This window comes from Streptomyces galbus, from assembly GCF_005280195.1.
Taxonomy (GTDB): Bacteria; Actinomycetota; Actinomycetes; order Streptomycetales; family Streptomycetaceae; genus Streptomyces; species Streptomyces galbus.
The window spans coordinates 398,580-413,597 of the sequence record NZ_SZPR01000012.1; the positions used below are offsets into that span (position 1 = coordinate 398,580).

The window sequence follows — 15,018 nt, forward strand, 5'->3', positions numbered from 1 at the left end:
TCCCTGAGCGTCTTCGAGGTGAACCGTGAAGTTCCGCCTGCTCGCCGGTGCGTCGTCCTCCCTCCTCCTGCTGACCGCCCTCCTCACCGCCTGCTCCTCCGGCTCCGGCTCCGGCGGGAGTGACGGCGAGGGCACCTCCGAACTGACCGTCTGGCTCATGCGGGACAGCGTCTCCGCGGCCTTCCAGAAGGAGTTCACGGACGCCTTCACCGCCGCGCACCCCGACATCCGCCTGAAGGTGCAGATCCAGGAGTGGGACGGCATCGGCCAGAAGGTCACCGCCGCCCTGGCGAGCAACGACGCCCCCGACGTCATCGAGGTCGGCAACACCCAGGTCGCGCAGTACGCCCAGAGCGGCGGACTGGTCGACCTCACCGGCAAGAAGAGCGACCTCGGCGGCGCCACCTGGCTCAAGGGGCTGGCCGAGCCCGGCGCCTGGGAGGGCAGGCAGTACGGCATCCCGTACTACGCCGCCAACCGCGTCGTCGTCTACCGCAAGGACCTCTTCCAGCGGGCCGGCGTCGACCCCGCCACGATCAGGACCCGACAGCAGTGGCTCGCCGCCACCCGGAAGCTCAACACGGGGGACCAGCAGGGCATCTACCTCACCGGTCAGACCTGGTACGCCCTCGCCGGCTTCATCTGGGACGAGGGCGGCGACCTCGCCGTCCAGGACGGCGGCCGGTGGAAGGGCGCCCTGGACACCCCCCAGGCGCTGGCCGGCATGCGGTTCTACAAGGAACTCCAGGCGCTCGGCAAGGGCCCCAAGGACGCGGACGAGGCCAACCCGCCGCAGGCCGAGGTGATGGCCGGGGGCAAGGTCGCCCAGATCATCTCCGTGCCCGGCGGCGCGAACGTCATCGCCCAGCACAACCCCGGCCTGAAGGGGAAGCTCGGCTTCTTCCCCGTCCCGGGCAAGACGGCCGACAAGCCCGGCGCGGTCTTCACCGGGGGCTCCGACCTCGTCGTCCCGGCCGCCTCGCAGCACCAGGACGCCGCCTACACGTTCATCAAGGAACTCACCGGTGACACCTGGCAGAAGAAGCTCGCCCTCGCCATGAGCTACGTGCCGAACAAGACGTCCCTCGCCTCCGCCGTCGCCGCCGACCCCGGCGCGGCCACCATGGCCGTCGGCGCCGCCGAGGGCCGCGCCACGCCCAACACGCCGGGCTGGGCGGCGGTCGAGGCGGAGAACCCGATCAAGGACTACATGACGGCCGCGCTCACCGGCCGGGACATGCGGCAGGCGGCGGCCGAGGCGTCCGCGGAGATCACCCGGGCGATGAACACCGCCTCGTGATCCGGCGCCCGTGCCGCCGGCCCCCGCCCCTGGGCACCGCCGGCCCGCAGCCCCGCACGTCCCGCAGGTACCGCAGTCCCGCACGTCCCGTACGAGAGGAGGAGCCGTGCCGACCACCGAGGAACGGGCCCGGCCGCGGCCCCGGCCGGTCCGGGCCCCCGCACCGACGCCCCGCCGCCGCGGCGGTGACCGCTCCGGCGCCCGCTCCGGCCCCTGGCCCTACCTGCTGATCGCGCCGACCGTCCTCGGCATGGCCTACCTGCTGCTCTACCCGCTGGCCCGCGCCGTCCTGATCTCCTTCCAGGACTTCCGGCTGCGCCAACTCATCTCCGGGGACGCCGAGTTCGTCGGCCTGGCGAACTACCGGACCCTGCTCACCGACCCGCGGTTCTGGACGGTCGTACGCCGCACCTTCCTGTTCATGGCGGTCGACGTCGTCCTGATCATGGTGATCGCGCTGCTGGTCGCGCTGATGACGGAACGGCTCGGCCGGGTGTGGCGCGGCCTCGTCCTCAGCTCGCTCGTCCTCGCCTGGGCGATGCCGGTGGTCGCCGCGACCACCGTCTTCCAGTGGCTGTTCCACTCCGAGTTCGGCATCGTCAACTGGACCCTGACCTCGCTCGGCGCCCACTGCTTCGAGCGGTACCCGTGGTTCGCCCACGGCACCGCCGCGTTCGTCATCCTCGTCGTACTGGTGGTGTGGCAGTCCGTGCCGTTCGCCGCCATCACCCTCTACTCCGCGCTCACCACCGTCCCCGCCGAACTCCAGGAGTCCGCACGCCTCGACGGAGCGGGCGCCTTCCGGGTCCTGCGCTCGGTCACCCTGCCGCTGATCCGCCCCATCGTGATGCTGGTGCTCTGCCTCGAGGTCATCTGGACCTTCAAGGCGTTCGTGCAGATCTGGGTGATGACCAAGGGCGGCCCCGGCGACGCGACCACCATCCTGCCGGTCTACGCCGTGCAGACCGCCCTCTCCCAGCAGCGCTACGACCTCGGCTCGGCCGCCTCGATGATCACGGTCGTGCTGATGTCGGGCGTGCTCGTCCTGTACTTCCGCCAGATGTTCCGACAGGAGGACGAGCGGTGAGCAGCACCGTCCGCGGCGGACGCGTCCGCCCGCCCCGCGGCCGCGGCCGTGTCCCCGGCTTCCGCGCCCCCCGCCTGCGGCGGCTGCCCCTGCACGCCGGTGCCGCCCTGACCGTGCTGGTGTGTCTCTTCCCCGTGTACTGGATGGTCACGACCGCGCTCAAGCCGTCCCGTGACATCCAGTCGTCCGAGCCCCGACTCTTCCCGCACTCCTGGACGCTGGAGCACTTCAGGACCGCGGTGGACGCGCCGGGCTTCGCCCAGTTCTGGCGCAACAGCCTGCTGGTCACCGCCGGTGCCGTGCTGCTGTCCCTGTTCGTCGCCCTCGCGGCGGCCTTCGCCGTCGCCCGGATGCGCTGGCGGGGCCGCCGGCAGTTCGTCCTCGCCGTCTTCATCGCCCAGATGGCGCCGTGGGAGTCGCTGATCATCCCGGTCTACATCATCGCCCGCGACACCGACATGCTGGACCGGCTCACCACGCTGACGCTGGTCTACTTCATGATCACCCTGCCCTTCACCGTGATCGTGCTGCGCGGGTTCATCGCCACCGTCCCGCCCGAACTGGAGGAGGCGGCACAGGTCGACGGCTGCACCCGGCCCGGCGCGTTCCGCCGCGTGGCGCTGCCGCTGCTCGCCCCCGGACTGATGGCCACCTCGCTGTTCGGCTTCATCACCGCCTGGAACGAGTTCGCCTACGCCAACTTCCTCATCATCAAGAACCAGGACCAGCGCACCCTGCCCGTCTGGCTGTCGTCCTTCCAGAACACCTTCGGCACCGACTGGGGCGCCACCATGGCCGCCTCCACCCTCTTCGCCCTGCCCGCCCTCGCCGTCTTCCTCCTCCTCCAGCGCCACGTCACGTCAGGACTCGCGTCGGGCGCGGTCAAGGGCTGACCCCGCCCCGCGCGTGGCGGTCGGGGCCCCGCACCCGCGCCCACCGACCACCCTGCGCTCACCCACCGCCCCCGCGCCCCCCGCACGCCCCCCGGCGCCCCTCCCGGAAGGCCCTCCCGTGCCCGCACTCCGCCGCGACCAGGCCCTGCTGCCCCGGCCCACCCGAGTCTCCCTGCGTTCCGGCCACTTCACGCTCGACGCCACCACCGGCGTGCACGCCACACCCGGCGCCGAAGCCGCCGCCGACCTGCTGCGCGACCTGCTCACGCCCGCCACCGGTCTGCCCTTACCGCCCTCGCCGTCCGGGACGGTCACCCTCGCCGTCGACGCCGGGCTGCGCGGACTCGGCCGCGAGGGGTACGGCCTGACCGTCTCCCCGCACTCCGTCCTGCTCCGCGCGGCCCACCCGACGGGGCTGCTGCGCGGGGTGCAGACCCTTCGCCAACTCCTGCCCGAGCAGGCCCTGGTGGCGGCGGGCGGCGGCCACCCCGGGCTCCCGACGGGGCCGGGGCGGGAGCGGGACCTTCCGGACCGCTGGGACCTGCCCTGCACCGAGATCACCGACGTCCCGCACCGCTCCTGGCGCGGTCTGATGATCGACGTGGCGCGCCACTTCCACCCCGTCGACACCCTGCGCCGCCACGTCGACCTGCTCGCCCTGCACAAGCTGAACGTCCTGCACCTCCACCTCACCGACGACCAGGGCTGGCGGATGCCCGTCGCCGCCTACCCCCGCCTGACGACGGTCGGCGCCCGCCGGACCGGCCCGGACACCGCACACAGCCCCGGCACCTCGCCGCGCGGCCCGCGCCCGCACGCCGGCGCCTACACCCGCGCCGACCTCACCGGCCTGGTCGCCTACGCGGCGCGCCGGGGCGTCACCGTCGTCCCCGAGATCGAGATGCCCGGCCACGTGCGCGCCGCCCTCGCCGCCTACCCGCACCTCGGCAACCACCCCGGCCGCGCCCTCGACGTGTGGACGCGCTGGGGCGTGTGCGACACCGTGCTCGGCGTCCACGACGCCGTACTCGACTTCGTGCGCGCCGTCCTCGACGAGGTGATGGACGTCTTCCCCTCGCCGTACGTCCACCTCGGCGGCGACGAGTGCCCCACCACCGAGTGGGAGCAGAGCGCCACCGCCCGCGCGCGGGTCGCGGCGGAGGGCCTGTCCGGGCCGGCCGACCTGCGCGGCTGGCTCCTCGGACGGGCCGGCGCGCACCTCCGGGAGCGCGGCCGCCACCCCGTCGCCTGGGCCGAGACGGGCACCGTCCTCCCGCCGGGCTTCACCGCGATGAGCTGGCGGGCGACCAGCCACGCGGCCGAGGCCCTGGCCCGCGGGCACGACGTCGTCCTCACCCACCACCGCACCACCTACCTCGACTACGCCCAGGACGAGGAGCCCGGCGGCCCGCCCGTCCAGCCCGGGCCCGTCGTCGACCTGCGCACCGTCCACCGCGGCGACCCCGACCCCGCGGCGTCCGCGCCCGGCGCCGGACGCGTCCTCGGCACCCAGGCACAGCTGTGGACCGAGTTCGCCCCCACCGCCGCCGACCTCGACCGCCTCGCCTACCCCCGGCTGTGCGCCCTGGCGGACCGGGCCTGGTCGGGGCCCACGCCCTGGCCCGACTTCGCCCGCCGGCTGGCCGCGCACACGCGACGCCTGGACGCCCTCGGCGTACGCCACCACCCCACGACCGCGGCACCGTCCGAGCCGACCGCGGCCCGCACGGCACCCTCCGCCTGACCTCCCCGGGACGGCACCAGCGCCCCCGGACGACGGCCCGTACAGCACCCTCCCCCCGACATCCCCCGGCCGGAACCACCCTCCCCGGACGAACCGCCGGCCGACCCCCTGGATGACCCCACCACGGAGAGGAACCGCCCGTGACCAGTCATGACCACCCGGCGCCGCAGCGCCGCAGCAGCCGGCTGCGCATGCTCCTCGCTACGGCCGCCGTCACCGCCCTCGGCGCCGCCACCCTCGCGGCCCTGCCCGCGACCGCCGACGCGGCCGGCGGGCTGACGGTGCAGTACCGCACCAGCGCCACCGGCGCCACGGCCGACCAGAGCGAACCTTGGTTCAAGGTGAAGAACACCGCCGGCACCGCGCTGCCGCTCAGCGAGGTCAAGCTGCGCTACTACTTCAAGGCCGACTCGCCCACCGCCACGTACCGGTTCGCCTGCTCCTGGGCGACCAAGGGCTGTGCCAACATCACCGGCACCTTCGGCACCCTCGCCAGTCCCACCGACACCGCCGACCGCTACCTCGAGGTCGGCTTCACCTCCGGTGCGGGCTCCCTCGCGCCCGGCACCGACACCGGCGACATGCAACTGCGGTTCTACCAGTCCACCTGGCAGCCGCTGCGGCAGAGCGACGACTACTCCTTCGACGCGAGCCGGACCGCGTACGGCGACTGGCCCAAGGTCACCGCGACCCGCGCCGGCAGCCTGGTGTGGGGCACGGCCCCGGCCGGCAACACCCCGACCGACCCGCCGACCACCCCGCCGCCCACCACACCCCCGCCCGGCGGATCGGGCACGCTGTGGGACGACTTCAGCTACACGTCCTCCACCGACCCGAAGATCTCCGCCAACGGCTGGTCCGTGCGCTCCAACTCCGGCGGCCCCGGCGTGCCCGGCGCCACCTGGGACCCCTCCAACGTCACCTTCGCCACCAGCGCGGGCAACACCGTCATGACGCTGGAGACGTCCACCGCGGGCACCGCCGGCACCACCGAGCAGGCCGAAGTCCTCACCAAGGCCACCAAGTTCCAGAACGGCACCTACGCCGCCCGCGTCCGGTTCAACGACGCGCCCCGCTCCGGCCCCGACGGCGACCACCTCGTGCAGACCTTCTTCACCATCAACGACCTCAAGGCCCCGATGGCCGACGACTACGCGGAGTACGACTTCGAGTACCTCCCCAACGGCGGCTGGGGCGAGCCGTCCAACATCCTCTACACGACCTCCTGGGAGACCTACAACCCCGACCCCTGGCAAGCCGTCAACCAGCACACCGAGAGCCGCCAGAGCTACGCCGGCTGGCACGACCTCGTCCTCACCATCGACGGCTCGTCCATCACGTACTACATCGACGGCCGGCTCTTCGGCACCCACGACGCCGCCTACCTGCCCGAGCGCCCCATGTCCCTCAACTTCAACCAGTGGCTGATCGACCTCGACGGCCAGACGTCGACCACCCCGCGGGCCTACGAGCAGCAGGTCGACTACGTCCTCCACGTCAAGGACCAGGTGCTGACCCCGGCTCAGGTGGACGCCAAGGTCGCGGCGTACCGCTCGACGGGGAAGGCGTTCGAGGACACGGTGCCGGCCCCCTGACGGACGGCACGTGACCCGGGGCGGGCGTGCGACGGCCACGCCCGCCTCCGGCACGCGGCGCGCTCAGTGACCGGCGAGCAGCTTCACCCCGACCACGACGAGCCCGATGCCCGTGTTCAGCGCCGCGGTGACCGCGGCGCGCAGCGGGCCCGAGCCGATGCGCCGGCCTCCCAGGTACCTGTCCGCGGCCGATGTGCTCGCGCTGCGCACCGCGCTGTGGGTCGCGATCGGCACCGAGGTCGCCGCGCTGGCCGCCTGGGGACCACAGGCGAGCGCGGTCACGGCGACCGACAGGACGGCCCCGGTGTGGTCGACGTGCCGCCCCTCGACGAGGCCGATGAGGACGGCCAGCAGAGTGAGGGAGGCGTAGATGCGTTCTTTGAGGCGCTCGCTCAGCACCGACGCGGGTTCCTCGGGCCCGGGCGCGGTGTCCGGCTCCTTCTCGCTCACATCGACTCCCTCGTCGTGATCACCGTCCGTCACGACAGGCGTGAGCCGCGGCGCGAGGGGTCGGGCCGGGTCGGTGTCGTGGAGGGCGCGTCGGCGGACGGTGCCCGGCCGGACGGCGTACCGAGGGCTGGGGCACGGCGCGCCCGCAGCCCCCCGACCAGCCCTGCGATCACCACCGCGATCCCCACCCACACCGTGGTGCCCGGCACCCCGGCGCCCGTCGCCGTGCCCGCCGCTGCCGCCGCGAGCGGGGCGAGACCCGTGAGCAGGCCCGCTCGGCCGGCGCCGACGGTGCGCACGGTCGAGTACCACAGCACGAAGGCGACCGCCGTGACCAGCAGTGCCAGGTACGCCACGGCCGCCCACTGCGCCCCCGTCACCTCCCGTGCGGCCGTGGGCCCTTCGCACGTCACGCCGAGGACGGCGAACAGCACCGCGCCCAGCCACGACGCGTGCACCGACACCCCCCACGGCGTGTGCCGGCCGAGCACCGGCACCGCCAGCAGCGTGAACGCCGCCTCGCAGCCCAGGGCCAGGGCCGCCCAGGCCACCCCGGCCACGTCGGTACGGCCCGTGCCCTCCACCAGGACCGCGCCCGCCACCACCACGGGCGCCGCCAGCAGCACCTGCCGGCTGGGGGCACGCCGTTCCAGCAGCGGGCCCAGGACCCCGAGGACCACCGGCACCGACGCCACCGCGACCGCGATCACCGCGGGTTCCGCGTGGGCGACCCCCCGCACCACGGCCACGTTGAACAGCACCAGCCCCGTCACCGCGAGCCCGGCCAGCCACAGCCACTCCCGGCCGCGGGGCCACACCGGGCGGGCACCGGCGAGCCGGGCGAGGAGCAGCAGGATCACGGTCGCGGCGGCGTAGCGCACGGCCTGGGCGGTGAACAGCGGGGCGTCGACGAGCGCGTGCGAGACGCTGACGCTGCTGCCGACCAGCACCATCCCGACCATGCCGGGGACCAGGGGCGTGAAGGAAGCGGAAGGGGTGTCCATGCCTCCACCCTGGCCGCACAATGGACGCCATGGGCAGGTCCACAGAACCGTCGGTCGAGGGGTCCAAAACAGCGGCACCGGCCGCCCCGGCCGCCGCGGCCGACGCGCGTCCGGCACCGCCCGGCGCCTCGCTCGGCTCCGACTTCCTCCAGCTCGACATCGCCGACGCACCCCCGGGCGGGCGGACCGCCTGGCTCGCCGACCGGCTGCGGTCGGCCATCGCCGACGGCCGGCTGCCGGTCGGGGCGCGGCTCCCGGCCAGCCGCGTGCTCGCCGAGGAGCTGCGCGTCACCCGGGGCGTGGTCACCGAGGCCTACCGGCGCCTGTCCGAGTCCGGCCAGGTCGCCGGGCGGGGACGGCGCGGCACGGTGGTCGTCGCCGCCCCGGCACCCCCGGCGTCGTCCTCGACGCCCCCCACGGCTCCCGCCGCCTCCGCCCGCCCCGAGCCCCCGGCCGACGGGCCCCGAGCCTCCCGCCGCCGGACCCCCGCCGCCCCCGCCCCGGACGTCTTCTTCGCCTCCCCGCACCGCGACGGCCTCGTCGACGCGCTGCGCGGGCTGCCCTGCCGGATCGACCTCTCCCCGGGCGTGCCCGACCTCGCCGCCTTCCCCCGGGCCGCCTGGCTGCGCGCCGAACGCGCCGTCCTCGCCGCCGTCACCCCGGCCGACTTCGGCTACGGCAGCCCCCAGGGCGCGCCCGCGCTGCGGCGGGCCGTCGTCGGCTGGCTCGCCCGCAACCGCGGCATCCGCGCCGAACCGGACGAGGTCGTGGTGGTCGCCGGTGTGGCGCAGGCCCTGGGGCTGCTCGCGCAGTTGCTGCGCGCCGACGGCATCGACCGCGTCGCCGTCGAGGACCCCGGCTCGCTCGGCGCACGCCAGCAGCTCGAGTACGGCGGCCACACGACCGTCCCCGTCCCCGTCGACGCCGGCGGCCTGGACGTCGGCGCGCTGCGGGCCTGCGGGGCCCGGGCGGTGCTGATGACCCCGGCGCACCAGTTCCCCACCGGCGTGGTCCTCGACGGGGAACGCAGGCGCGAGCTGCTGCGCTGGGCGGCCGGGGGCGGCGTGGTGATCGAGGACGACTACGACGCCGAGCACCGCTACGACCGGCCCCCCGTACCCGCGCTGCGCTCCCTCCTGCCCGACGGGGTCTGCTACGCGGGCAGCGTCTCCAAGCTCCTCGCCCCCGCCCTGCGGGTCGGCTGGCTGCTGGTCCCGCCCCACCTGCGCGACGCCCTGGTCACCGCCAAGCGGTACGCGGACCTCGGCAACGGCGTCCTCACCCAACTGGTCCTGGCCCGGCTGATGGACTCCGGCGAACTCGGCCTGCGGCACGTCCGGCGCCGCCACCGCAGGCGCCGGGACGCCATGCTGCGGGCCGTCGAGGCACACCTGCCCGGCGCCCGCGTCCACGGGGCGGCCGCCGGCCTGCACCTCATGGTCACCCTCGCCGACGGGCCCGGCAGCCGGGTCCGCGACACCGACCTCGCCGCGGCCGCGCTCGCCCGGGGCGTGAAGGCCCACCCCCTGTCCTGGCACCGGATCACTCCCGGCCCGCCCGGGCTGGTCCTCGGCTACGCGGCGGGCGCCGCCCACGAGATCGAGGAGGGCGTCGCCCAACTCGGGGAGGCGCTGCGCACCCTGCCCGCCGCCTGACCCCGCCGCCCCCGCCTGGCCCGCCCCGGCGATCGGCGTACCGTCGTTCTTGTGGACGTCACCGCGGACAGCCTGGTGGCCCGGGCCGCGCGCGAGCTGAGCGCCGACGCGGACGAGCTGGTCGCCGACGTGGAGCGGGGCCTGCGCCGGGAGGTCCCCGAGCTGTGGGCCGACCCGGAGATCGCCCGGGTGACCACGCGGAACATCGCCGAGCACATCGCCGCGGCGCTCGCCGGCCTGGAACACGGCGTCGAGGCGGACCGCATCCCCCCGCCCGCGGCCGACCTCGACCGGGCCCGCCGGCTCGCCCGCGGCGGGGTCTCCGTCACCGCCGTCCTGCGCGCCCACCGGCTCGCCCAGGCCATCGCCCTGGACCGGGTGCTGGCCGCCCTGCCCCGCCTGACCGGCGACCCGGAGCTGATCAGCGCCGCGGCCCGCCGGCTGACCGAGGTGACCACGGGCTACGTGGACCGCAGCTCCGAACGCGGCGTCGTCGCCTACCAGGAGGAGCGGGACCGGCGGCTGCGGTGGCGGCTGTGTCTGGTGAACGACGCCGGGATGCGCATCGGCACCACCCTGGACATCGCCCGCACCACCCAGGAGCTGGCCGACTTCGCCACCGAGCACTTCGCCGACCGCGCCTGCGTCGACCTCCTCGACGCCCTCCTGCACGGCCACGACCCGGCCCGCCGGCCGCTCGTCCTGCGCCGCATCGCCCAGCGCGCGAAGAAGGGCGCCCACCCGGACGACGGCCCCCCGTGCCCGGCCGTCGCCCCCCAGCAGCTCCACACCTACCCGGACGGTTCGACGCCGGCCCGGGTCCTCGCCACCGGGCAGCCCGCGCGGCTCTCCGCCGACGGGTCCCCGCAGGCCGGCCACTCCACCCTCCTCGTGCCGCTGCGCGCCCGCGGCGCCACCCTCGGCGTCGCCCGGTTCTCCCGGGACGGCGGCCCCGAGCCGTACGACGACGAGGACCTGCTCCTCGCGCAGGAGATCGCCGCGCGGGCGGCCGTGGCCGTCGACAACGCCTGCCGCTACACCCACGCCCGCGCCACCGCCCTGGGCCTGCAGCGCAGCCTGCTGCCGGCCCACACCCCCGCGCAGTCCGCCGTGGACGTCGCCTACCGCTACCTCCCGGCCGGCGACCGGCTCGGCGTGGGCGGCGACTGGTACGACGTCATCCCGCTGTCGGGGGCGCGGGTCGCGCTGGTGGTGGGCGACGTCGTCGGGCACGGTGTCCGAGCCGCCGCCACCATGGGCCGGCTGCGCACCGCGGTGCGCACCCTGGCCGACATCGACCTGCCGCCCGACGAGCTGCTCACCCACCTGGACGACGTGGTCCTGCGGCTGTCGGCCGAAGCCGCGACCGACCCCGACGAGGACGCCGCGGAGATCGGCGCGACCTGTCTCTACGCGGTCTACGACCCCGTGAGCTGCTGCTGCACCCTGGCCCGCGCGGGTCACGTCCTGCCCGCCGTCGTCACCCCCGACGGCGTCCACCGCACCCTCGACCTGCCCGCGGGACCGCCCCTCGGGCTGGGCGGCCTGCCGTTCGAGGCGGTGGACGTCCACCTGCCCGAGGGCAGCCTGCTCGCCCTGTACACCGACGGCCTGATCGAGGCCCGCGACCACGACGTCGAGGCCGGTCTGACCCGCCTGCGGCAGGCGCTCACCCGACCCGCCCGCACCCTGGACGCCGTCTGCGACACGGTGCTGGACACCCTGCTGCCCGAGCGGCCCGCCGACGACGTCGCCCTGCTCCTCGCCCGCACCCGCGCCCTGGGGGACCGCCGGGTGGCCGGCTGGGACCTGGCCGCCGACCCCGCGGAGGTGTCCCGGGTGCGCGCCCGGGTCGCCGCGCAGTTGCGGCGGTGGGGCATGGAGGACCTGGAGTTCACCGCCGAGCTGGTCGTCAGCGAACTGGTCACCAACGCCATCCGCTACGGCCGGCCCCCCATCCACCTGCGCCTCGTCCTGCCCGACCCCGAGCCGCCCGACGGTCCGGGCGCCGGCCACGGCCGGTCCGTGCTGTGCGAGGTCCGCGACGCGAGCAGCACCGCACCGCACCAGCGCCGGGCCCGCAGGTACGACGAGGGCGGCCGGGGCCTGCACCTGGTGGCCCAGCTCGCCGAGCGCTGGGGCACCCGCCAGACCCGCGTCGGCAAGACGGTCTGGGCCGAACTCAGCGACACCGCGGGCGCGTTCCCCGACTTCGGCGGCCTCAGCGCGGTCTGACCGCCCCTCACCGCAGGTCCACCCACGCCCGCCGCTGCGCCGAGCGGGTCATGGCGTCCAGCGCCGTCGCGCTCGCCACGGCGTCGGCGAGCGTCGGCCCGTACGGCGTGCCCTCGCTGATCGAGCGCAGGAAGTGGTACGCCTCGATCACCTTCAGGTCGTCGTAGCCCATGCTGTTGGCCGCGCCCGGCTGGAAGGCCGCGTACTCGCCGTGCCCCGGCCCGACGAACACGGTGCTGACCGGCTGGTCCTGGTAGGCGGTGCCGCGGCTGACGCCGAGCTCGCCCATGCGCCGGTAGTCCCAGAACAGCGCGCCCGTGGTGCCGTGGATCTCGAAGCCGTACGCGTTCTGCTCGCCGACCGAGACGCGGCTGGCCTCCAGCACGCCGCGGGCGCCGGACGCGAAGCGCAGCAGGCAGCTCACGTAGTCGTCGTTCTCCACCGGGCCCGGGGCGCCGCCGGTCGCCCGGGTGTGTCCCGCGGTGGCGGCCGCCGGGCGGGCCCGCTCCGGCACGAACACCGCGGTGTCGGCGGTCAGCGCCGCGATCTCACCGAGCAGGAAGCGCGCCAGGTCCACGCCGTGCGAGGCCAGGTCGCCCAGCACCCCGCTGCCGCCGCGCCCACGTTCGTAGCGCCACGTGAGCGCGCCGTCCGGGTGGGCCGCGTAGTCGCTGAACAGGCGGATGCGGACGTGCGTGACGGTGCCGATGTCCCCGTCGGCGACCATCCGGCGGGCGGTCTCGACGGCGGGCGCGTTGCGGTAGTTGAAGCCGACCGTGCCCTGGACGCCCGCCGCGCGGACGGCGTCGGCGACCGCGCGGGCGTCCTCGGCGGTCAGGCCCACCGGCTTCTCGATCCACAGGTGCTTGCCGGCCTCGGCCATCGCGACACCGATCTCGCGGTGCAGGAAGTTGGGCGCGGTGACGCTCACCGCCCCCACCCGCGGGTCGGCGGCCACCTCGCGCCAGTCGCGGGTCGCGGACGCGAAGCCGTACCGCCCGGCCGCCTCCTCGGCCCGCCCCGGCACCTCGTCCGCGACGACGACCAGCTCCGGCCGCACCGGGAGCCCCGGGAAGTGGTGGGGCAGACGGCCGTACGCCTGCGTGTGGACGCGTCCCATCCAGCCGAAGCCCACGACGGCGACGCCCAGCGTGTTCCCCATGACAGCCCCTTCGTCGACGGCCGACAGCCCCGGCGGCCGCTCACGACCGCCGGGCCGGACCCGCTCTTGGACCGATCCAAAACCTGCGGCACACCATGAGCGGCGCCCCCACCAGGTGTCAAGGGCCTTTACAGCACCGGTAGGGCTGTGGAACGGTCCAGCCATGACCGCCCCGACCATCCGCGACGTCGCCGCGCGCGCCGGCGTGTCGAAGTCCCTGGTCTCCCTGGTGCTGCGGGGGTCGGACAGCGTGCGCCCGGAGAAGCGGGCGGCCGTCCTCGCCGCCGTCGAGGAACTCGGCTACCGGCCCAACGCCGCCGCCCGCAGCCTCAGCGAACGCCGCACCCGCACCGTCGGTGTCCTCCTGAACGACCTGCGCAACCCCTGGTACGTCGAGCTCCTGGATGGGCTGAACACGCGGCTGTACGACAGCGGTCTGCACGTGCTGCTCGCCGACGGCCACCTCAACCGGCGCCTGGGGGAGGACCTGACCCGCACCTTCACCGACCTGCGCGTCGACGGTCTGGTCGCCGTCGGCACCCTGCACGACCCCGAGGCGCTGCGCACCGCCGCCGGCCGGGTCCCCACCGTCGTCGCCGGCACCCGCGAACCCGTCCTGCCCGGCGTGGACATCGTCGCCGGGGACGACGAGCTGGGCGCCCGGCTGGCCACCGAGCACCTCATCGGCCTCGGCCACCGGCACATCGCCCACATCGCCGGCCGCGGCGCGGTCGGTGAGCTGCGCCGCCGCAGCTTCGAGGCCACCATGCGCGAGCACGGCCTGGCCGCGACGGCCACCGTGGAGCAGGGCGACCTCACCGAGGAGGGCGGCTACCGGGCCACCGTGCGGCTCCTGGGCCGCCCCCGGCGCCCCACCGCCGTCTTCGCGGTCAACGACGTGACCTGCGTCGGCGCCCTGTCGGCCGCCGAGGAGAGTGGCCTGCGCGTGCCCCGGGACCTCTCCCTCGTCGGCTACGACAACACCTCCCTCGCCCGGCTGCGCCACCTGTGGCTGACCACCGTCGACCACGCCGGCCACGACGTCGGGCGGCGGGCCGCCCAGCGCCTGCTGGACCGCATCCAGGACCCGCACCGCCCCGGCGCGGTGGACCTCGCCGCCCCGGTCCTGGAGGTGCGCGGGACCACGGCATCCCCCGCCCCCGGCACCTGACCGGCCGGGCGCCCGCACGGCCGGACCGGCACGCGGGGCCGGGCTCACCCGGTCGGCCCACCCCGGATGGTCGTACGCCCCGCCCGGTCCGAGGCTCGCAGGGCCAGGGCCCCCGCCGGACCCCGCGGGGCCGCGCCGCCCCTGGCCGATCCCGCCCGCCGGACCACGGCGGGCGGCCCGGGCAGAGAAGGGAACCGCTCATGAGCCAGGCAGCGCAGCCGGACCGGCCCGACGGCCCGGCGCCGCCGCGCACCGCCGGCCGGAGCGCCGGCCGGGTGGGCGGCGGCGTGGTGTTCGCGGCCGTCCTCATGGTGTGCGGCGGTGTCCTCGCCGTCCTGCAGGGCATCTCCGCCGTGGCCGCGGACGACGTCTACGCCCGCGTCGGCGCGTACGTCTACGCACTGGACCTGACCGGGTGGGGCGTCGTGCACATCGTCGTCGGCGCCCTGGTCGCCGCGACGGGCTACGCCCTGCTCATGGACCAGGCATGGGCCCGCCTCGCCGGCGTCTTCCTGGCCTCGCTGAGCCTGATCGCCCAGTTCCTGTTCCTGCCGTACGCGCCGGTCTGGTCCGTCGTGATGATGGCGATCGACGTGTTCGTCATCTGGGCACTGGCCGGCCGCCAGGAGGCGGTGGCCTGAGCCGGCCCGGCCGGCCGTCGCGAGCCGGCGCCCCGCGCGGACCCGCCCGCGCGCACGACGGGTCCCCGCCCGCGGACTTCT

General features: G+C 75.5%; 12 protein-coding genes. 9 read left to right on the top strand and 3 right to left on the bottom strand.

Annotation, left to right across the window (positions count from 1 at the left end; translation table 11 throughout):
• Nucleotides 1-25: 25 nt before the first annotated feature.
• From E4U92_RS14785 to E4U92_RS14805, 5 genes are all read left to right on the top strand, one after another.
• On the top strand, nt 26-1,300 hold the full coding sequence (locus tag E4U92_RS14785) for an extracellular solute-binding protein (RefSeq protein WP_137300835.1): 1,275 nt from the start codon (nt 26-28) through the stop codon (nt 1,298-1,300).
• Nucleotides 1,301-1,406: 106 nt separating this feature from the next.
• A complete protein-coding gene (locus E4U92_RS14790; RefSeq protein ID WP_174863860.1) occupies nt 1,407-2,387 on the top strand; it encodes a carbohydrate ABC transporter permease in 981 nt (326 codons plus the stop codon).
• Nucleotides 2,388-2,461: 74 nt separating this feature from the next.
• A complete protein-coding gene (locus E4U92_RS14795) occupies nt 2,462-3,280 on the top strand; it encodes a carbohydrate ABC transporter permease (protein WP_137301118.1) in 819 nt (272 codons plus the stop codon).
• Between the two features lie 118 nt (nt 3,281-3,398).
• Entirely contained in the window at nt 3,399-5,024 is a 1,626-nt protein-coding gene (locus E4U92_RS14800) for a beta-N-acetylhexosaminidase (RefSeq protein ID WP_137300836.1), read from the top strand.
• A 191-nt stretch (nt 5,025-5,215) separates the two neighbouring features.
• Nucleotides 5,216-6,619, top strand: coding sequence for a cellulose binding domain-containing protein (locus E4U92_RS14805; protein WP_137301119.1), 1,404 nt, complete (start codon nt 5,216-5,218; stop codon nt 6,617-6,619).
• A 63-nt stretch (nt 6,620-6,682) separates the two neighbouring features.
• Here the strand turns inward: E4U92_RS14805 and E4U92_RS14810 are convergent, their stop codons facing one another.
• Together E4U92_RS14810 and E4U92_RS14815 are read right to left on the bottom strand one after the other, a co-directional pair.
• Nucleotides 6,683-7,069 (bottom strand): hypothetical protein, encoded by a 387-nt coding sequence (locus E4U92_RS14810; protein WP_137300837.1) that lies wholly within the window; start codon nt 7,067-7,069, stop codon nt 6,683-6,685.
• Nucleotides 7,070-7,098: 29 nt separating this feature from the next.
• Nucleotides 7,099-8,073: a DMT family transporter gene (locus E4U92_RS14815; RefSeq protein WP_137300838.1), complete on the bottom strand. Its 975-nt coding sequence runs from the start codon at nt 8,071-8,073 to the stop codon at nt 7,099-7,101.
• A 20-nt stretch (nt 8,074-8,093) separates the two neighbouring features.
• On the opposite strand from E4U92_RS14815, the gene pdxR reads away from it, so the two are divergent.
• Nucleotides 8,094-9,728, top strand: a complete 1,635-nt coding sequence (pdxR, locus tag E4U92_RS14820; protein WP_137300839.1) for a MocR-like pyridoxine biosynthesis transcription factor PdxR — start codon at nt 8,094-8,096, stop codon at nt 9,726-9,728.
• Nucleotides 9,729-9,779: 51 nt separating this feature from the next.
• On the top strand, nt 9,780-11,963 hold the full coding sequence (locus E4U92_RS14825) for an ATP-binding SpoIIE family protein phosphatase (protein WP_137300840.1): 2,184 nt from the start codon (nt 9,780-9,782) through the stop codon (nt 11,961-11,963).
• A 7-nt stretch (nt 11,964-11,970) separates the two neighbouring features.
• Here E4U92_RS14825 and E4U92_RS14830 read toward each other — a convergent pair whose 3' ends face one another.
• Nucleotides 11,971-13,125 (bottom strand): Gfo/Idh/MocA family protein, encoded by a 1,155-nt coding sequence (locus E4U92_RS14830; protein WP_137300841.1) that lies wholly within the window; start codon nt 13,123-13,125, stop codon nt 11,971-11,973.
• 163 nt (nt 13,126-13,288) lie between these two features.
• On the opposite strand from E4U92_RS14830, the gene E4U92_RS14835 reads away from it, so the two are divergent.
• A complete protein-coding gene (locus E4U92_RS14835; RefSeq protein WP_137300842.1) occupies nt 13,289-14,296 on the top strand; it encodes a LacI family DNA-binding transcriptional regulator in 1,008 nt (335 codons plus the stop codon).
• Between the two features lie 200 nt (nt 14,297-14,496).
• Nucleotides 14,497-14,937 carry a DUF7144 family membrane protein gene (locus E4U92_RS14840; protein WP_137300843.1) on the top strand — a complete coding sequence of 147 codons (441 nt, stop codon included), beginning with the start codon at nt 14,497-14,499 and terminating at the stop codon, nt 14,935-14,937.
• Nucleotides 14,938-15,018 lie beyond the last annotated feature (81 nt).